The sequence below is a fragment of the Pseudosulfitobacter pseudonitzschiae genome, from assembly GCF_002222635.1.
In the GTDB taxonomy this organism is placed as follows: Bacteria; Pseudomonadota; Alphaproteobacteria; order Rhodobacterales; family Rhodobacteraceae; genus Pseudosulfitobacter; species Pseudosulfitobacter pseudonitzschiae_A.
The window spans coordinates 77,994-95,892 of sequence record NZ_CP022415.1; the positions used below are offsets into that span (position 1 = coordinate 77,994).

Genomic DNA, 17,899 nt, shown 5'->3' on the forward strand with positions numbered 1-17,899 from the left:
CTTTTTGCAAAGGGGCCTTAGGCTTAGCTGTCGTAGTCGATGGCGTGACGCAGCTGTTTTTCGAACTCCAGCGCTTTGCCGGTGCCCAATGCAACGCAATTGAGCGATTCGTCCGCAATGGACACGGCCAGCCCCGTCTGTTCGCGCAGGGCCAGATCCAGATCACCCAGCAGCGCACCGCCACCGGTCAGCATCACGCCGCGGTCGACAATGTCGGCGGCCAGATCGGGTGGCGTGGTTTCCAGTGCGGTCATCACCGCCTCGCAGATTTGCTGCACGGGCTCGGCCAGCGCCTCGGCGATTTGTGCTTGGGTCACTTCGATTTCCTTGGGCACACCGTTCAGCAGGTCGCGGCCACGGATTTGCATCGACGTGCCGCGCCCGTCGTCGGGCATACGGGCGGTGCCGATAGATGTCTTGATACGCTCGGCCGTGGTTTCACCAACCAGCAGGTTCTGTTGGCGGCGCAGATAGCTGATGATCGCCTCGTCCATGCGGTCGCCACCAACACGGACCGAACGGGCGTAAACGATGTCGCCCAACGACAGAACCGCCACTTCGGTGGTGCCACCGCCGATGTCCACGACCATGTTGCCGGTGGGGTCGGTGATGGGCATGCCGGCCCCGATGGCCGCTGCAATCGGTTCGGCAATCAGTCCCGCACGGCGCGCGCCTGCGGACAGAACCGACTGACGGATCGCGCGTTTTTCAACGGGTGTCGCGCCATGCGGCACGCATACGATGATCTTGGGCTTTGAAAAGGTCGACCGTTTGTGAACCTTGCGGATGAAATGTTTGATCATCTCTTCGGCTGTGTCAAAGTCGGCAATCACACCTTCGCGCATCGGGCGGATCGCCTCGATGCTGCCGGGCGTCCGACCCAGCATCAGCTTGGCGTCTTCGCCCACGGCGAGAACCTTTTTGACACCATCCTTGATATGATAGGCCACCACCGAAGGCTCGGACAGCACGACGCCCTTGCCTTTTACGTATATCAGAGTGTTGGCCGTTCCGAGATCAATGGCCATATCCGAAGAAAACAGACCACCTAAATTTCCAAACCACGACATGCGCGAACCCTTCGTCAATACGTTTTGGCCCGCGAGTCATGATTGCTGCGGGCGCTCGAGTTATAGGGATGTGTAGAAGCAGACGAAAGAGCCGATTGATTGTTGGTTACGCGGGTTCCCGCGCAGTTGAAGTTATGTGTAATTTGCAGCCGGAGGCGCAAAAGCGTGCAGCTTTGCTTGGGGATGTGGCGGGCGTGGCTCTGTGTGCTAGGATTCAGGCAACGTAGGGGAGATTTATCATGCGCAAACTTCAGGTTCTGGGCGTTCATCACATTACTTTGACCGGCGCCGACCGCCAGACCACGATTGATTTCTGGGAAGGGGTTTTGGGGATGCCTTTCATCTTTGACCAACCCAATCTGGATGATCCCGAACAGGGCCATCTGTATTTCGATCCCGGTGACGGGCGGCTGATCACCGTCTTTACCGATGACAATCGCAAGGCTGACAACCGCCGCACTCCGATGGATGTGGGCTGTGTTCACCATCTTGCCTTCGAGGTGGACCGCGCCACATTCGCCCAGGTCCCCGAGCGGTTGAAGGCGCGCAGTATCGGCAATTCAGGCGTGAAAGACCGCGGGTTCATGGATTCGATCTATTTCAAAGACCCCTGCGGGTTGTTGATCGAACTGGCGTGCTACAAATTCATCCCGCCGCGCGGATCCAGTCATGCCGCCGTGCTGATGGAGGCGCACAAGATTCGCGTGGCCGCAGGGGATGATCACATCGCCGAAGTGCATCTGGCCGATGCCGTCGAGCGCATTGTCGCGCGGTCGCAAGCGTCGCTGAGCGAAAATAGAGAGGCGAAGAACCCCTATTAGGAGTCCCTCCACCTAAGACATTGTTAATTAATATTAATGCGGGAAGTGTTAATAGAGAGTAGGGTAGTTTGTGGCAGCGACGTCACGAATGAACTTACATAGGCAAGGTATTCATCAAGCAGCACCGTTTGGACGTGGACGGTGCGGACGCGCTGGATCTGACCGTTTCGGGCGGTGGGATCGAGTATACAGCCAACGCATGGACGTTTTTGGGTGAACTGGCACATTGCGACATGGGCGCCTATACACTGGGTGCCGCTATTGGTCATTTTTCGGAGTTGAACAACACGGTTTATACCCTGTGCGGTTCGTGGGACGTGTCTCCGGTGGGCACCGTTGGCATGGACATCATTCGCATCGAAGGCGAGACCTTTTTTGCAGCCTTTGCCGACTATAATCTAGACACATACCAAGTGCAGGCCGACTTGCTTTCGACCGACGGTCTGGATCTGGCAGCCGTCGCTGGCGGCTACAGCTTTGGCAATGGCTTCTCGGCCATCGGTTCGCTGTCCTACTTTGATTTGGCCGGTCTTGACGGCACATCGGTGACCATCGGTGGTCAGTACGAGTTCACCGAAGGTGCAAACGTTGAACTGTCTGTTGGTCGTATCTCGACAGATTTCGTCGACATCGATCACGTCAGCTTTGGTCTGAACTACGAACTGGGTGGTCGCACATCCGGACGTCGCACACTGGGTAACGTCATCAGCGGCGCAACAGGCAGCTTTGCGAACCTTACCAACTTCTGATCTGCCTGACAGATTATCAAACGATGAAGCGGCCGGATGGAAACATCCGGCCCTTTTTTTATGTTCCCGCGGCGTTGGCCGACAAAAAAGGGGCAAAGGTTACACCTCTGCCCCTTTTGACTTATCTGTCTGCTGCGTCTGGCTCAGCCGACGTCTTTATAGTTGATTTCGCGTTTGTCAGTGCCGCCTTTTTCGCGGCGTACCAGCAGGCGGTTCAGCGCGTGAACATAGGCGCGGACCGATGCGACAACGGTGTCGGTATCGGCAGACTGACCGGTCACGATGCGCCCGTCTTCCTCAAGCCGTACAGAAACGGTGGCTTGGGCGTCGGTGCCTTCGGTGACGGCGTGCACTTGATAAAGCTGCAACCGCGCTGTGTGGCTGACCAAGGCCTTGATGCAGTTGAATGACGCATCCACAGGGCCATCGCCGGTCTGGCTGGTCCTGTGTTCAACGCCATCTACTTCAAGCGTCATATCGGCCTGCTGCGGGCCTTCTGTCCCGCAGATGACACGCATCGACACCAGCTTGATCCGGTCCTCTTCGGGGTCGGTTGTGGTGCGCATCAAGGCAATCAGATCATCTTCGTAGATTTCCTTTTTGCGGTCGGCCAGTTCCTTGAACCGCACGAACACATCCTTAAGCTGGTTGTCACCCAATTCGAAACCAAGGTCTTCCAGCTTGGACCGCAAGGCGGCACGGCCCGAGTGCTTGCCCATCACAATGTTGGTTTCGGTCAGGCCCACATCCTCAGGGCGCATGATCTCGAAGGTTTCGGCGTTTTTCAGCATGCCATCCTGATGGATGCCGCTTTCGTGGGCAAAGGCGTTCTTGCCGACGATGGCCTTGTTGAACTGCACAGGAAAACCCGACACAGCCGCAACCCGCCGCGAGATGTTCATCAGTTTGGTGCTGTCCACGCTGGTCTGGAACGGCATGATGTCGTTGCGCACCTTCAGGGCCATTACGACCTCTTCCAGCGCGGTATTGCCTGCGCGTTCGCCCAGACCGTTGATCGTGCATTCGATCTGGCGCGCGCCCGCCTCGACAGCGGCAAGGCTGTTGGCAGTCGCCATGCCAAGATCGTTGTGACAGTGGGTGGCAAAGATAATCTCGTCCGCGCCCGGAACCCGTTCCAGCAACATGCGGATCAAGGCCGCGCTTTCGCGCGGTGCGGTATAGCCGACGGTGTCGGGAATGTTGATCGTGGTGGCACCTGTCTTGATCGCGATTTCCACCGTGCGGCAAAGATAATCCGCCTCGGTGCGGGTGGCGTCCATGGGCGACCATTGCACGTTGTCGCACAGGTTGCGTGCGTGGGTGACGGTTTGGTCGATACGTTCGGCCATTTCGTCCATCGTCAGGTTCGGAATGGCGCGGTGCAGCGGCGAGGTGCCGATGAACGTGTGAATCCGTGGCTGCGCCGCATGTTTCACGGCCTCCCAGCAGCGGTCGATGTCGGGCAGTTGCGCGCGAGCCAAACCGCAGATCACCGAATTCTTTGAATTCTTGGCAATCTCGGAGACGGCGGCAAAGTCGCCTTCCGAGGCGATGGGAAAACCCGCCTCGATAATATCGACGCCCATTTCGTCGAGCAGGCTGGCAATTTCCAGCTTCTCGGCGTGGGTCATGGTGGCACCGGGCGATTGTTCGCCGTCACGCAGGGTCGTGTCAAAAATGACAACGCGGTCTTGTTCTTGGGTCATGTGTGATCTCTTTTTTGTCCTAAAGCCTGTGGCGCGCGGCACTCCCCTCTGAGCGGGCGCGCCAGATGGCACGCTCAGAGGCGAATTAGGATCAGTAGGTCGCGCAGGATCGCACGCGATGCGCGGGCGGAAGGGATATGTGCGACTTGTGTCATGAACAAAGCTTATACCGGCCTTTGATTGAATGAAAAGGGGGCAGACTTATTATTTGCGCCGCGCTGGTGCGGGTCACGGTTTCTTTGGCGGGAAATTTTCGTGCTTCAGAAGATGGACGGGGGTGCGCGGGGCGCTAATTCGGGTGTCATGGCAAATGTATTGGTATTGGGCGCCTCGGGCGGGATCGGGTCGGCATTGCAGGCCGCACATGCGGGGCGCGGCGATGCTGTGACGGCCCTGTCGCGATCGGGCGATGGGTTTGACGTAACAGACCCTGCGTCGGTGGATGGTGCGCTGGCGGGGCTGGGGCCCTTTGATCGGGTGATTGTGGCGACGGGTGCGTTGGAGATTGCAGGCGCAGAGCCGGAAAAGACGATTCGCGCAGTAACGGCCAAGGCGATGGCCGACCAGTATGCGGTGAACGCCATTGGTCCTGCGCTGGTGCTGGCTCATGCGCATGACCTGCTGAAGCCGGACGGGGTGTTTGCCGTGCTGTCTGCCCGTGTAGGGTCGATTGGCGACAACCGGATTGGCGGATGGATCAGCTATCGCAGCGCCAAGGCTGCGGTGAACCAGATTGTGCATACGGCGGCGATTGAACTGGCGCGGACACACAGGCACGCGGCGGTTGTGGTATTGCATCCCGGTACGGTGGCCACGCCATTTACCGAAAAGTATCTTGGTCGGCACCCATCGGTCCCACCCGAGAAGGCTGCGATCAACCTGCTGATGGTGATGGACGGGATGACCCGCGATCACACAGGCCGCTTTTTCGATTGGGCGGGAAAAGAGGTTCCTTGGTGAGCCGTCTGGTACTGGTTTTGGGCGACCAGCTGAGCATGGATGTCGCAGCGCTGCGCGCCGCAGATAAAACGCAAGATGTCGTGGTTATGGCCGAGGTGCGCGAAGAGGGCACCTATGTGCGCCACCACCCCAAAAAGATTGCGCTGGTGCTGACATCAATGCGCAAGTTTGCCAGTGACCTGCGCGATGCGGGTTGGACAGTGGATTATACCACGCTGGACGACCCTGAAAACGCGGGCAGTGTCGTGGGTGAATTGTTGCGTCGTGCCGAACAACGCGGCGCATCCGAGGTGATCGCCACCGAGCCCGGCGAATGGCGGTTGGTCGACAAACTACGCTTTGCGCCACTGAAAATCGCATTGCACGACGACGACCGGTTTATCGCCAGCCACGCGATGTTCGAAGAGTGGGCCAAGGGGCGCAAGACCCTGCGGATGGAGTATTTCTATCGCGAGATGCGGCGCAAGACAGGGTTGCTGATGGATGGCGATGCCCCCGCTGGCGGGCAGTGGAATTTCGACCATGACAATCGCAAGCCTGCACCCGGGGATATACAGATACAAGGGCCGCTAACGTTCGAACCGGATGACATTACGCGCAACGTGCTGGAACTGGTGGCACGGGAATTCGGTGACCATTTTGGCGATCTTGAGCCGTTTGAATTTGCCACCGACCGCGATGGTGCGCTGGGCGCGCTGGCGCATTTCGTCGAACACGCGCTGCCGCGTTTCGGTGATTATCAGGATGCGATGCTGGACGGGCAGGCCTATCTGTATCACGCGGTGCTGTCGCCTTATATGAACATCGGCCTGCTGACCCCGCTTGAGGTGTGCGACGCGGTGCAAAAGGCATTTGACGCAGGCGATGTGCCGGTCAACGCGGCCGAGGGCTTTATCCGCCAGATCATCGGATGGCGCGAATATGTGCGCGGCATCTACTTTCTGGAAGGGCGCGAATACACACAGCGCAATGTGCTGGCCCACAGCCGCGACCTGCCTGCGTTCTACTGGGGCGCGGAGACACGGATGCGGTGTGTCCGGCAGGTTGTCGGACAGACCAAAGCCAACGCCTATGCGCACCATATCCAGCGGCTTATGGTGACGGGCAATTTTGCCTTGCTGGCAGGTGCCGATCCGGCACAGGTGCATGACTGGTATCTGTCGGTCTATGCGGATGCGTTCGAATGGGTCGAGGCGCCAAATACAATCGGCATGAGCCAGTTTGCCGATGGCGGTGTGATCGCGTCGAAACCCTATGTATCGTCCGGAGCATACATCAACCGCATGTCCGACCACTGCAAGAAATGCAGCTATAAGGTCAGCAAGAAAACAGGCGAAGGGGCGTGCCCGTTTAATCTGTTGTATTGGGATTTTCTGAACCGCCACCGCGACCGGTTTGAAAACAATGCGCGCATGGGAAATATGTACCGCACATGGGACCGGATGCGTCAGGACCACCGCGATGCGGTTCTGTCTGACGCGGCGCGGTTTCTTAAACGGCTGGACGCGGGCGAGGTGGTTTAACCTTCCGGTTTCAACGCGCCGTTGTCCCAAGCGCCCGAGGCTTCTTCGCCCGTTGCATACCGCATGGTGCCGTCACCCTGACGTTTGCCCGCGCGAAAGGTGCCCTCGTAGACATCGCCGTTAACATAGGTGGCCGTGCCGGTGCCGCTGATTTCACCACGGACCCATTCACCCTCATAGGTAAATCCGTCGGACATCACGATCTTGCCGGTGCCGTGGCGCTGGCCATCTTCAAAGTTGCCCTCGTAGACCGTGCCATCGGGATAGGTCGCCTTGCCGGTGCCGTGGCGTTGGCCGTCTTGCCAACTGCCTTCATAGCGGTAGCCATCGGCATAGGTCATCACGCCCTGACCGTCGTTCTTGGCGTTTTTGAAGCCTCCCTCGTAGACGACGCCGTTGGGATAGACGGCTTTGCCCTGTCCTTCGATCACGCCAGCGGTCCAGCCGCCTTCATATGTGGCACCATCCGAATAGGTTATCTTGCCGGTGCCGTCGGCCAGATCATCGCGGAAATCACCTTCGTAGACCGATCCGTCAGGATAGGTCACGCGACCCTTCCCTTCGATCTGACCGGCGACCCAGTTGCCGATATAGGTATAGCCGTCATTGCCGATAAAAGTGCCCGTGCCGTCGCGGCGGTCGTCTTTGAATTCGCCCTCGTAGACATCGCCATTGGCATAGGTCACGCGGCCTTTGCCCTCGCGGCGACCAGCGACAAGATCGCCTTCATAGATATCGCCGTTGGGCTGGGTCAGCTTGCCGGTGCCGTCGATCTGCCCATTGACCCATTTGCCCTCATAGACCAGACCGTCAGGCATGGTCAGCGTTCCGGTGCCGTCGCGTTCGCCGTTTGCAATTTCGCCGTCATAGACCGCGCCATCGGGGTAAGTGATCGTGCCGACACCCTGTTTGACACCGTCGACCCAGTCGCCTTTGTATTCATAGCCGCCGGGGCTTTGCATGACGCCCTTGCCGTGGTGTTTGGCGTTACGGAATGATCCCTCATAGCGCACGCCGTTTGCATAGAGTGCCACGCCCTGACCTACGATCGCGCCGGCCTTCCAGTCGCCCTCGTAGGTGCCGCCGTCGGCAAAGGTGATCTTGCCAAAACCGTCCGGTTTGCCCTTTTCAAAATTTCCCTCATAGACCGAACCATTGGGAAAACGCGCGACGCCTTCGCCCTTGATTTCGCCGTCGATCCACGCGCCGGTGTATTCATAGCCGTTGGGCAACCTGTAGGTGCCGGTGCCATTCTGAAGGCCGTTTTTGAATGTGCCCTCGTAAATGCCGCCGTCGTCATATTGCTTGGTCAGCACCTGGCCGTCCTGCGCATGGGCAATGGCAGGAAGCAGGGCGAGGCAAAAGATCAGACTGCGTGTGGTCATTTGGCACCTATGGCGATGAAGGGGCAGGCCCCGTGGATCGTGCCCGAAGGGTAAAGAAACCGTGAGGGGGTCGCAATGGCTTTGCACCCTTTGGTGACAACACAAGCGCGTGGGCACGGGGAATTGCCTGCTGGGGTCTTTTACGTGATGCTGCCAGACCGTATAGGGGCACGAGGATATTTTCGGAGCGCAAACATGGCCGACACTTTTCGCATCACGCTGGGGCAGATGAACCCCACTGTCGGTGACATCGACGGCAATGCCGCCAAGGCCCGTGCCGCATGGGAAGCCGGACGCGAGGCCGGAGCCGATATGGTGGCCCTGCCCGAGATGTTCATCATCGGCTATAACGTGCAGGATCTGGTGATGAAGCCCGCGTTTCACACCGCAGCCATTCAGGCGGTCAAGGATCTGGCGCGCGATTGCGCCGATGGTCCGACACTGGCCATCGGCAGCCCGTGGGTCGAGGGAACCGAGCTGTTCAACGCTTATCTGATCTGTCGTGGCGGGCGTATCGTCAGCCGCGTGCTCAAACATCACCTGCCGAACGAGACCGTCTTTGATGAGGTCCGTGTTTTTGATGCAGGCCCTCTGGGTGGTCCGTACAGCGTGGGCAATGCCCGCGTGGGCAGCCCGATCTGTGAAGATGCGTGGCACGAGGATGTGGCCGAAACCCTGCAAGAGACAGGGGCCGAGTTCTTGTTGGTGCCTAACGGATCGCCCTACTACCGCGGCAAAATGGAAACGCGGCTGAACCATATGGTCGCCCGCGTGGTCGAAACCGGCTTGCCGCTGATCTATCTGAATATGGTGGGCGGTCAGGATGATCAGGTCTTTGACGGCGCTTCCTTTGCGCTGAATCCCGGTGGCAAACTGGCGATGCGGATGCCGGTGATGGCCGAGGCTATTACCCACGTGGATCTGTTGCGTGGCCCCGAAGGCTGGCGCGTGGTCGAGGGCGAGATTGCCCCGCAGCCGGATGACTGGGAGCAGGACTATCACGTGATGGTCATGGCGTTGCGCGACTACATGGCCAAGACAGGCTTTAAAAAGGCGCTGTTGGGAATGTCGGGCGGCGTCGACAGTGCGCTGGTCGCGACCATTGCCGCCGATGCCATCGGCCCCGAGAATGTGCGCTGTGTGATGCTGCCGTCGGAATACACCAGCCCCGACAGTCTGGAAGATGCCGAAAGCTGTGCCAGGGCGCTGGGCTGTCACTATGACTATGTCCCCATCGCCGAAGGGCGCGCGGCGATCACCAACACGCTGGCGCCGCTGTTCGAAGGGATGGAGCCCGACTTGACCGAAGAAAACATCCAGTCGCGCCTGCGCGGTCTGTTGTTGATGGCGATGAGCAACAAGTTCGGGGAAATGCTGCTGACCACCGGCAACAAATCCGAAGTCGCGGTGGGCTATGCCACGATCTATGGCGACATGGCAGGTGGGTACAATCCGATCAAGGATATGTACAAGACTCGGGTTTTCACCACCTGCGAATGGCGCAACGCCAATCACCGCGACTGGATGATGGGCAATGCAGGTGAAGTGATCCCGCAGCGGATCATCACCAAACCTCCCAGCGCCGAGCTGCGCGACGATCAAAAAGACAGCGACAGCCTGCCCGATTACCCTGAGCTGGATGCGATTCTGGAAATTCTGGTGGATCAGGACGGCAGCATCGTCGATTGCGTTGCCGCCGGATTTGACCGCGAGACCGCGCAAAAGATCGAGCGGTTGCTGTTTCTGAGTGAATATAAGCGGTTCCAGTCGGCCCCGGGTGCACGGTTGACCAAACATGCCTTCTGGTTGGACCGGCGCTATCCCATCGTGAACCGCTGGCGCGACAAAAGCTGACGAAAACCCGACGGGATGATCCGGTTCCCGCTCTTTTAGAGGCAGGACAGTTTTTGCCGATAGTTTTCGGTGCGTTGGCGGGAGTTTGCGCAAATGGTGTAATTGTGACCGCTGTCCGCCAATGCTGCAAATTCTGTCCGGAACTCGTGCCGCTCTGCGCCGTTGTGCCCTCAGTCAAGCAATGGGAAACAGGTGGCACCCAGAACGGGGCCCGACCGTTGCGGAGGAATTAAGATGAACTTTTCGACACTCGGTAAAATAGGCATGGCATCCGTCATTGCCCTGACAGCAGCGGTCCCGGCTTTTGCACAGACCGGCGAAGCGATTGCCGCAACTGATTTGAACATTCGCAGCGGCCCCGGCCCGAAATATGAAGTGGTCGGCGTTATTCCCGGCGGTCAGGCCGCCGCGCTTGAAGGCTGCCTGAGCGAAGCATCGTGGTGCAAGATCAACTTTGAAGGCAAAACCGGTTGGTCTTCTTCCGACTATCTGGCTGTTTCGGTTGAGGAACAGGCCGTTGCGCTCAGCACGCGTCCGGCAACTGTTGAAGTCAACAGCGTGACCTACGAAGACGCCGCCCAAACGCAATCTGACCAAAACGCCGGGGCCGCTGCTGGTGCGACGATCGGTGCACTGGCCGCCTACGCGGTGGGTGGCCCGATCGGTGGCATCATCGCAGGGGGAATTGTCGGTGGTGCGGCAGGATCGGCTGCAGTTGAGCCGACGACCGAAACCGTTACATATGTCACGACCAATCCGGTCGAGACTGTCTATCTGGACGGCGAAGTTGTGGTGGGCGCGACCGTGCCAGACAACGTGACAACCTACGAAGTGCCGCAAGAGGGCCTGCGTTATGTGACAATCAACGGCCAGACCGTTGTGGTTGGCGCACAGACCAACGCCATCGTGCAAGTCATTCGCTAAGCGGATAAGGGCGAGACACGCGCAAGGCCCGGACAGAGGTTCGGGCCTTTTGCGTTTCGGTGGCGGTGTGCGCGCTTGTGCCGGTGCGCTGGCTGATCTGGACAAATCCCGCGCCCTGTGACACTTCGGCGCCTAACAGGAGAGCGCCCATGTCCAATCAGATCACCACCCGTTTCGCCCCGTCGCCCACGGGATACATCCACGTTGGCAACCTGCGCACGGCGCTGATGAATTTCATGATCGCGCGACAGTCGGGCGGCAGCTTTATCCTGCGCATCGACGACACCGATCCCGAGCGTTCAAAAGAGGAATATGTGGACGCCATCAAGCAAGACCTTGAATGGTTGGGGCTGCATTGGGACCGCGTCGAGCGTCAGTCCGATCGGCTGGACCGCTACGAGGAAGCCGCGGACAAACTGCGGGCGGCGGGTCGGTTTTATGAAGCCTTCGAGACGCCCACCGAACTGGATCTAAAGCGCAAGAAACAACTGAACATGGGCAAACCGCCAGTCTATGACCGCGCTGCACTGGCGTTGAGCGATGCCGAACGTGACGCCTTGCGTACGGAACGCGGCGATGGCGTGTGGCGGTTCAAGCTGGACCGCGAACGGATCGAATGGACTGACGGTATTCTGGGTGACATCTCGATTGATGCAGCCAGCGTCTCGGACCCGGTGCTGATCCGCGGTGATGGCCAGATGCTGTATACGCTGGCCTCGGTGGTGGATGACGTTGAAATGGGCGTGACCCATGTGGTGCGCGGGTCGGACCATGTGACCAACACTGCGACACAGATCCAGATCATCAAGGCGCTGGGTGGCACGCCCCCTGCCTTTGCCCACCATTCGCTGCTGACCGGCCCGAAGGGCGAGGCTCTGTCGAAACGTCTGGGCACGCTGTCGCTGCGCGATCTGCGTTCGGCCGGGGTTCAACCGATGGCGCTGCTGTCGCTGATGGCGCGTCTGGGGTCGTCCGATCCGGTCGAATTGCGTACCGATTTGAGCGCGCTGATCGACGGCTTTGACGTGAACCGCTTTGGCTCGGCCCCGACCAAGTTCGACGAGGCGGACCTGTATCCGCTGACCGGACGCTATTTGCAGACGCTGCCGCTGGAGGAAGTTCGCGCGGAGATCGAAGCCTTGGGCGTACCTGCGGAACTGGCACCTGCGTTCTGGGCGGTGACCCGCGAAAACATCAACACGCTGAAAGATATGGACGCTTGGTGGGTGATGTTCCGCGATGGCGCAGACCCCGAGATTGACGCCGAGGACGCGGATTTTGTTGCCCAAGCGATGACCCTGCTGCCGGAAGGTCCGTTCGACGAAAGCACTTGGGGAACATGGACTGCCACCGTCAAAGAGGCCACGGGCCGCAAGGGCCGCGGGCTGTTCATGCCGCTGCGCAAGGCGCTGACAGGGCAGAGCCACGGGCCGGACATGTCAGCGGTGATGCCGCTGTTGCAGGTTGTGAAAGCACGCGGCTGAGGCGCATGGCGCAAGCCGACCCTCCGGGTGGAGTTTTCGGGCAAGATGAAGTCACAGGGCCGCGCGTTTGCGTGGCCCTTTTGCTTTAAAGGCCAACCCTGGCGCGGGCGAGGTGATGGTCGACCAGCGCGGTTTCGAATGTGGTCAGCACTTGGGCGCGGGGATAGAGCGGTTTGGCACGATCATTCAGCACGGGCGTGTCCCAGCCCGAGGTGGTGGCGAAGAACTCGGCCACGCCCTCTTCTCCAAATTCGTTCAGGAACCCCTGAACGACCACATCAAGATAGCTTTGCAGAATGTGGTGCTGACCCTCGCGTCGCATGTCGCGCGGGTCGATAGCGTAGACGGCGATTGACTCGGCTTGCGTTGCAACATGGGTGACCGCATCTGTTGCATCGCGGCGACGGTATCCGGTTTCACGGGTATCCAGCGCCACCCAATCAGCGTTTGGCACCGCTGCGATCAATCCGGAGATTCGCGCTGCCGGATCGGGAACCGCTGTCAAAAAGACCAGATCGTCGCGTTCACGGGCGCGCACCCATGCACGACGCCATCCTGACAGGGTGGCGGTTTGCGCTTCGGGGTATGCGTGCGTGGCGCGGTTGACGAGGCTTCCGTAACCAAAGAAGTATGGTGCTTTCATGAGCGCTTGTGTCAGTTGCCGGGCGCGCAGTGTCAAGATGCAGCTATCGGCTATTGACTGTAACCGACGCTCTTGGCTACTTATCCGACCATCCGTCATGGGAGAACCGGCCTAAGGTGCCGGTGCCGAAGGAGCAACCGCCCCGGAAACTCTCAGGCAACAGGACCGTGACAGGATATGAGGACTCTGGAGAGTGGTGCCAAGCACCCGCCGAAGGGATAACGATCTCAGGCGACAGGACAGAGGGGGCATCGCAGGCGCAGCCATTTTGGCGCGTCGTATGATGCCGGCCTGTTGTTCCAACGGACCCGGTCAAAGGAGAGACCGATGTCTGACGATCTGCACACGCCGCTTTATGATCTGCACGTGGAACTGGGCGCCAAGATGGTGCCCTTTGCGGGTTACGCCATGCCAGTGCAATATCCGATGGGCGTGATGGGCGAACACAACCACACACGCAGTGCTGCGGGCCTGTTCGATGTCAGCCACATGGGGCAGGTGACCCTGTCGGGCGCGTCGTGGGAGGCGGTCGCACAGGCGTTCGAGACCTTGGTGCCGCAGGACGTGCTGGGACTGGGCGACGGGCGGCAACGTTACGGGTTTTTCACCAATGACGCAGGCGGGATCGAGGATGATCTGATGTTCGCGCGGCGGGGCGACGATCTGCTGGTGGTGGTCAATGCCGCTTGCAAGGGCGCGGATATTGCGCGGATGCGGGCGGCGCTGGAGCCTGCGGTGACGGTGACCGAACTGGACGACCGTGCGTTGATCGCGGTGCAGGGGCCGGGGGCCGAGGCGGCTGTGGCCGGTCTGGATACACGGGCCGCAAGGATGCGGTTTATGGATGTGGCCGATCTGGAGTTGGACGGCGTCGCTGTCTGGGCGTCGCGCTCGGGCTATACCGGCGAGGACGGATACGAGATTTCGGTGGCAGCAACCGAGGCCGAGGCGCTGGTGCGCAGGCTTCTGGCACAAGACGGCGTAGCCCCCATTGGGCTGGGCGCGCGGGATTCGCTGCGGCTCGAGGCGGGGCTGTGCCTTTATGGACATGATATCGACACCACCACCACACCCGCCGAAGGTGGCTTGATGTGGGCGGTGCAAAAGGTGCGCCGCGCCGGTGGTGATCGCGCTGGCGGGTTTCCCGGCGCTGGCACAGCGCTGGTAACCCCCGCACGCAAACGCGTTGGTCTGCTGCCCGAAGGTCGCGCGCCGATGCGCGAAGGTGTGGCCATCTACGCGGATGAAACGGCGACCGATCCGGTTGGCCATGTGACCAGCGGCGGTTTTGGTCCCACTGTCGGTGGACCTGTTGCAATGGGTTATGTCAGTGTCGATCAGGCCAGCGTCGGCACTGCCCTGTGGGGCGAGGTGCGTGGCAAACGGATGCCGGTACAGGTGGCAGCTTTGCCTTTTGTGCCTGCCAATTTCAAAAGATAAACCATCAGGAGACCAACCAATGAAATTCACAGAAGAACACGAATGGCTGCGCGATGAAGACGGCGAAATGGTTGTGGGCATTACCGTTCACGCGGCAGAGCAACTGGGCGATGTGGTGTTCGTGGAACTGCCAGAAGTCGGCACAGTGGTTAGCAAGGACGACGAGATTGTCGTGATCGAATCCGTTAAGGCGGCGTCGGACATTCTGGCCCCCGTCGACGGCGAGATCACGGAAGTGAACGAGATGCTGGTCGATAACCCCGGCAAGGTCAACGACGACCCGCAGGGCGAAGCATGGTTCTTCAAGATGACCGTCAGCGACCCGTCGCAGCTTGAAGAGTTGATGGACGAGGCCGCCTATCAGAAGTTCATCGCCTGAGACCAACTATGCCGCCCTTCGAAAAGGGGCGGCCCCGTTACCGTAACACCAATGCAGGGGATGTTCGCATGTCGTTCACGCCGACCGAGTATTTGCCATATGATTTCGCCAACCGCCGTCACATCGGCCCGTCGCCACAAGAGATGGCCGATATGCTCAAAGTGGTTGGGGCCGGGACACTTGAGGCGCTGATTGACGACACGCTGCCCAAAGCCATCCGGCAAAAGGAACCGCTGGATTTCGGCAAGGCCAAGTCGGAACGCGAGCTGCTGCACCACATGGCGGAAGTGGCGGGCAAGAACCGCGTGCTGACCAGCCTGATCGGGCAGGGCTATTACGGCACGGTGACGCCCCCCGCGATCCAGCGCAACATTCTGGAAAATCCGGCGTGGTACACGGCCTATACGCCCTACCAGCCCGAGATTTCCCAAGGTCGGCTTGAGGCGCTGCTGAACTTCCAGACGATGATCAGCGATCTGACTGGGCTCGAAGTTGCCAACGCCTCGCTGCTGGACGAATCCACCGCCTGCGCCGAGGCGATGACGATGGCGCAGCGGGTGTCCAAGTCCAAGGTCCGCGGGTTTTTCGTCGATCGCGACTGCCACCCGCAGAACATCGCGGTGATGCAGACCCGCGCGGCCCCTCTGGGCATCGAGGTGATCGTGGGCAAGCCCGAAGATATGGACCCCGATGCCGTCTTTGGGGCGATCTTTCAGTATCCCGGCACCTATGGCCACGTGCGTGATTTCACCGCCCAGATGGAGGCGCTGCACGCGGCAAAGGCCATCGGTATCGTCAGTGCCGACCCCCTGTCGCTGACATTGCTGAAAGAACCCGGCGCGATGGGCGCGGATATTGCGGTGGGCAGCACGCAGCGCTTTGGCGTGCCTGTCGGCTACGGCGGGCCGCACGCCGCCTATATGGCGTGCCGTGACGAGATGAAACGCGCCATGCCGGGCCGGATTGTGGGCGTCAGCATCGACAGCCACGGCAACCGCGCCTACCGGTTGTCGCTGCAAACCCGCGAGCAGCATATCCGCCGTGAAAAGGCCACGTCGAACGTGTGTACCGCACAGGCGCTGTTGGCCGTGATGGCGTCGATGTATGCGGTGTTTCACGGGCCGCAGGGGCTGAAGGCCATCGCCCAACGCATCCACCGCAAAACCGTGCGCATGGCGCGGGGCCTTGAGGCCGCAGGTTTTACCGTCGATCCCAAGGTATATTTCGACACGGTGACGGTGGATGTGGGACCGCTGCAATCGGCGGTGATGAAATCCGCGGTAGACGAAGGCATCAACCTGCGCCGCGTCGGTGAAACCCGCGTCGGCATCAGTCTGGACGAGCGGACCCGCCCCGCAGACATCGAAGCGGTCTGGCGCGCGTTTGGTCTGGAGGCCGAGGACAGCGACTTTGAACCGGAATACCGTGTGCCCGACGATCTGGTGCGCACCTCAGATTACCTGACCCACCCGATCTTTCATATGAACCGCGCCGAGACGGAAATGATGCGCTATATGCGCCGTCTGGCCGACCGTGATCTGGCGCTGGACCGCGCGATGATCCCGCTGGGCTCGTGCACGATGAAGCTGAACTCGGCGGCCGAAATGATGCCGGTGACGTGGGATGAGTTCTCGTTGCTGCACCCGTTCGTGCCTGCCGATCAGGCCGAAGGCTATGCCGAGATGATTGCCGATCTCAGTGACAAGCTGTGCCAGATCACCGGTTATGACGCGATCTCGATGCAGCCGAACTCGGGTGCGCAGGGGGAATATGCGGGGCTGCTGACCATCGCGGCCTATCACCGCGAGAACGGGCAGGGACATCGCAACATTTGCCTGATCCCGATGAGCGCGCATGGCACCAACCCCGCCAGCGCCCAGATGGTCGGCTGGAAGGTGGTGCCGATCAAGTCTGCGGCCAATGGCGATATCGATCTGGACGACTTCAGGGCCAAGGCCGAGCTGCACGCCGACAAACTGGCCGGTTGCATGATCACCTATCCGTCGACCCACGGGGTGTTCGAGGAAACAGTGAACGAGGTGACGGCGATTACGCATGAACATGGCGGTCAGGTCTATATCGACGGGGCCAACATGAATGCAATGGTCGGCCTGTCGCGCCCCGGCGATCTGGGTGGTGATGTCAGTCACCTGAACCTGCACAAGACGTTCTGCATCCCGCATGGCGGCGGAGGTCCGGGCATGGGCCCCATCGGTGTCAAAAGCCACCTGATCCCGCACCTTCCGGGGCATCCGTCTACCGGCGGCACCGAAGGACCGGTCAGCGCCGCGCCCTTCGGGTCGCCATCGTTGTTGCCGATCAGCTGGGCCTATTGCCTGATGATGGGCGGCGATGGTCTGACGCAGGCGACACGCGTGGCGATCCTGAACGCCAACTACATTGCCAAGCGGCTCGAAGGGGCGTTTGACGTGCTCTATAAGGGGCCTTCGGGCAGGGTGGCACATGAATGCATTCTGGATGTCCGCCCATTTGACGCGGCGGCGGGTGTTACGGTCGAGGACATCGCCAAGCGGCTGGTCGATTGCGGTTTTCACGCGCCGACGATGAGCTGGCCTGTGGCGGGAACGCTGATGGTCGAGCCGACAGAGAGCGAAACCAAGGCCGAGCTGGACCGCTTTTGCGATGCGATGCTGGCGATCCGCGCCGAGATCGACGACATCACGGAAGGCCGGATCGACAGCGCCAACAACCCGCTGAAGAATGCGCCGCACACGATGGAAGATCTGGTGCGCGACTGGGACCGTCCATACACGCGCGAACAGGGCTGCTTTCCTCCCGGCGCGTTCCGCGTGGACAAATACTGGCCACCGGTGAACCGCGTCGACAACGTGCACGGCGACCGCAACCTGATCTGCACGTGTCCGCCGATGGAAACCTACGCCGAGGCCGCTGAATAGGGGGCTTTGCCCCCGGCCCTGTCGGGCCTCCCCCAGGATATTT

At 60.2% G+C, this 17,899-nt stretch carries 14 protein-coding genes and 2 riboswitches; of the genes, 10 read left to right on the plus strand and 4 right to left on the minus strand.

Annotated features, from left to right (window positions below; genetic code table 11):
• Positions 1-23 precede the first annotated feature (23 nt).
• Positions 24-1,070: a rod shape-determining protein gene (locus SULPSESMR1_RS00365; RefSeq protein WP_089419045.1), complete on the minus strand. Its 1,047-nt coding sequence runs from the start codon at positions 1,068-1,070 to the stop codon at positions 24-26.
• A 239-nt stretch (positions 1,071-1,309) separates the two neighbouring features.
• Between SULPSESMR1_RS00365 and SULPSESMR1_RS00370 the strand changes: the two genes are divergently transcribed.
• Complete coding sequence (locus SULPSESMR1_RS00370; protein WP_089419046.1) at positions 1,310-1,891, plus strand: VOC family protein; 582 nt, start codon at positions 1,310-1,312, stop codon at positions 1,889-1,891.
• A gap of 128 nt (positions 1,892-2,019) precedes the next feature.
• Positions 2,020-2,640, plus strand: coding sequence for a hypothetical protein (locus tag SULPSESMR1_RS00375; protein ID WP_089419047.1), 621 nt, complete (start codon positions 2,020-2,022; stop codon positions 2,638-2,640).
• 143 nt (positions 2,641-2,783) lie between these two features.
• Here the strand turns inward: SULPSESMR1_RS00375 and SULPSESMR1_RS00380 are convergent, their stop codons facing one another.
• Complete coding sequence (locus SULPSESMR1_RS00380; RefSeq protein ID WP_089419048.1) at positions 2,784-4,346, minus strand: 2-isopropylmalate synthase; 1,563 nt, start codon at positions 4,344-4,346, stop codon at positions 2,784-2,786.
• A gap of 303 nt (positions 4,347-4,649) precedes the next feature.
• Between SULPSESMR1_RS00380 and SULPSESMR1_RS00385 the strand changes: the two genes are divergently transcribed.
• Complete coding sequence (locus SULPSESMR1_RS00385; protein ID WP_089422048.1) at positions 4,650-5,306, plus strand: SDR family NAD(P)-dependent oxidoreductase; 657 nt, start codon at positions 4,650-4,652, stop codon at positions 5,304-5,306.
• A complete protein-coding gene (locus SULPSESMR1_RS00390) occupies positions 5,303-6,829 on the plus strand; it encodes a cryptochrome/photolyase family protein (protein ID WP_198362823.1) in 1,527 nt (508 codons plus the stop codon). Before SULPSESMR1_RS00385 ends, SULPSESMR1_RS00390 begins: the two co-directional genes overlap by 4 nt.
• Here the strand turns inward: SULPSESMR1_RS00390 and SULPSESMR1_RS00395 are convergent.
• On the minus strand, positions 6,826-8,214 hold the full coding sequence (locus tag SULPSESMR1_RS00395) for an MORN repeat-containing protein (RefSeq protein ID WP_089419050.1): 1,389 nt from the start codon (positions 8,212-8,214) through the stop codon (positions 6,826-6,828). The genes SULPSESMR1_RS00390 and SULPSESMR1_RS00395 overlap by 4 nt on opposite strands.
• 195 nt (positions 8,215-8,409) lie before the next feature.
• Between SULPSESMR1_RS00395 and SULPSESMR1_RS00400 the strand changes: the two genes are divergently transcribed.
• From SULPSESMR1_RS00400 to gltX, 3 genes are all read left to right on the plus strand, one after another.
• Complete coding sequence (locus SULPSESMR1_RS00400) at positions 8,410-10,068, plus strand: NAD+ synthase (protein WP_089419051.1); 1,659 nt, start codon at positions 8,410-8,412, stop codon at positions 10,066-10,068.
• A 234-nt stretch (positions 10,069-10,302) separates the two neighbouring features.
• Positions 10,303-10,992: a DUF1236 domain-containing protein gene (locus SULPSESMR1_RS00405; protein ID WP_240311440.1), complete on the plus strand. Its 690-nt coding sequence runs from the start codon at positions 10,303-10,305 to the stop codon at positions 10,990-10,992.
• A gap of 149 nt (positions 10,993-11,141) precedes the next feature.
• Positions 11,142-12,476, plus strand: coding sequence for a glutamate--tRNA ligase (gltX, locus tag SULPSESMR1_RS00410; RefSeq protein WP_089419053.1), 1,335 nt, complete (start codon positions 11,142-11,144; stop codon positions 12,474-12,476).
• Between the two features lie 85 nt (positions 12,477-12,561).
• Here the strand turns inward: gltX and SULPSESMR1_RS00415 are convergent, their stop codons facing one another.
• Positions 12,562-13,119: a gamma-glutamylcyclotransferase family protein gene (locus SULPSESMR1_RS00415; RefSeq protein ID WP_089419054.1), complete on the minus strand. Its 558-nt coding sequence runs from the start codon at positions 13,117-13,119 to the stop codon at positions 12,562-12,564.
• 88 nt (positions 13,120-13,207) lie between these two features.
• Positions 13,208-13,297, plus strand: a riboswitch (glycine riboswitch).
• A riboswitch (glycine riboswitch) is annotated at positions 13,298-13,372 on the plus strand. It begins immediately after the preceding riboswitch.
• A 74-nt stretch (positions 13,373-13,446) separates the two neighbouring features.
• Here SULPSESMR1_RS00415 and gcvT point away from each other — a divergent pair.
• The 3 genes from gcvT (at position 13,447) to gcvP (ending at position 17,856) form a co-directional block, all read left to right on the plus strand.
• Complete coding sequence (gene gcvT, locus SULPSESMR1_RS00420) at positions 13,447-14,559, plus strand: glycine cleavage system aminomethyltransferase GcvT (RefSeq protein WP_089419055.1); 1,113 nt, start codon at positions 13,447-13,449, stop codon at positions 14,557-14,559.
• Between the two features lie 19 nt (positions 14,560-14,578).
• A complete protein-coding gene (gene gcvH, locus SULPSESMR1_RS00425; protein WP_089419056.1) occupies positions 14,579-14,938 on the plus strand; it encodes a glycine cleavage system protein GcvH in 360 nt (119 codons plus the stop codon).
• A gap of 68 nt (positions 14,939-15,006) precedes the next feature.
• Complete coding sequence (gene gcvP, locus SULPSESMR1_RS00430) at positions 15,007-17,856, plus strand: aminomethyl-transferring glycine dehydrogenase (protein ID WP_089422049.1); 2,850 nt, start codon at positions 15,007-15,009, stop codon at positions 17,854-17,856.
• Positions 17,857-17,899: the final 43 nt, after the last annotated feature.

Excerpts from the sequence above, each read along its gene's own strand:
- SULPSESMR1_RS00365 (WP_089419045.1), bottom strand. The coding sequence starts at position 1,070 with ATGTCGTGGTTTGGAAATTTAGGTGGTCTGTTTTCTTCGGATATGGCC.
- SULPSESMR1_RS00370 (WP_089419046.1), top strand. The coding sequence starts at position 1,310 with ATGCGCAAACTTCAGGTTCTGGGCGTTCATCACATTACTTTGACCGGC.
- SULPSESMR1_RS00380 (WP_089419048.1), bottom strand. The coding sequence starts at position 4,346 with ATGACCCAAGAACAAGACCGCGTTGTCATTTTTGACACGACCCTGCGT.
- SULPSESMR1_RS00385 (WP_089422048.1), top strand. The coding sequence starts at position 4,650 with ATGGCAAATGTATTGGTATTGGGCGCCTCGGGCGGGATCGGGTCGGCA.
- SULPSESMR1_RS00395 (WP_089419050.1), bottom strand. The coding sequence starts at position 8,214 with ATGACCACACGCAGTCTGATCTTTTGCCTCGCCCTGCTTCCTGCCATT.
- SULPSESMR1_RS00400 (WP_089419051.1), top strand. The coding sequence starts at position 8,410 with ATGGCCGACACTTTTCGCATCACGCTGGGGCAGATGAACCCCACTGTC.
- SULPSESMR1_RS00405 (WP_240311440.1), top strand. The coding sequence starts at position 10,303 with ATGAACTTTTCGACACTCGGTAAAATAGGCATGGCATCCGTCATTGCC.
- gltX (WP_089419053.1), top strand. The coding sequence starts at position 11,142 with ATGTCCAATCAGATCACCACCCGTTTCGCCCCGTCGCCCACGGGATAC.
- SULPSESMR1_RS00415 (WP_089419054.1), bottom strand. The coding sequence starts at position 13,119 with ATGAAAGCACCATACTTCTTTGGTTACGGAAGCCTCGTCAACCGCGCC.
- gcvT (WP_089419055.1), top strand. The coding sequence starts at position 13,447 with ATGTCTGACGATCTGCACACGCCGCTTTATGATCTGCACGTGGAACTG.
- gcvH (WP_089419056.1), top strand. The coding sequence starts at position 14,579 with ATGAAATTCACAGAAGAACACGAATGGCTGCGCGATGAAGACGGCGAA.
- gcvP (WP_089422049.1), top strand. The coding sequence starts at position 15,007 with ATGTCGTTCACGCCGACCGAGTATTTGCCATATGATTTCGCCAACCGC.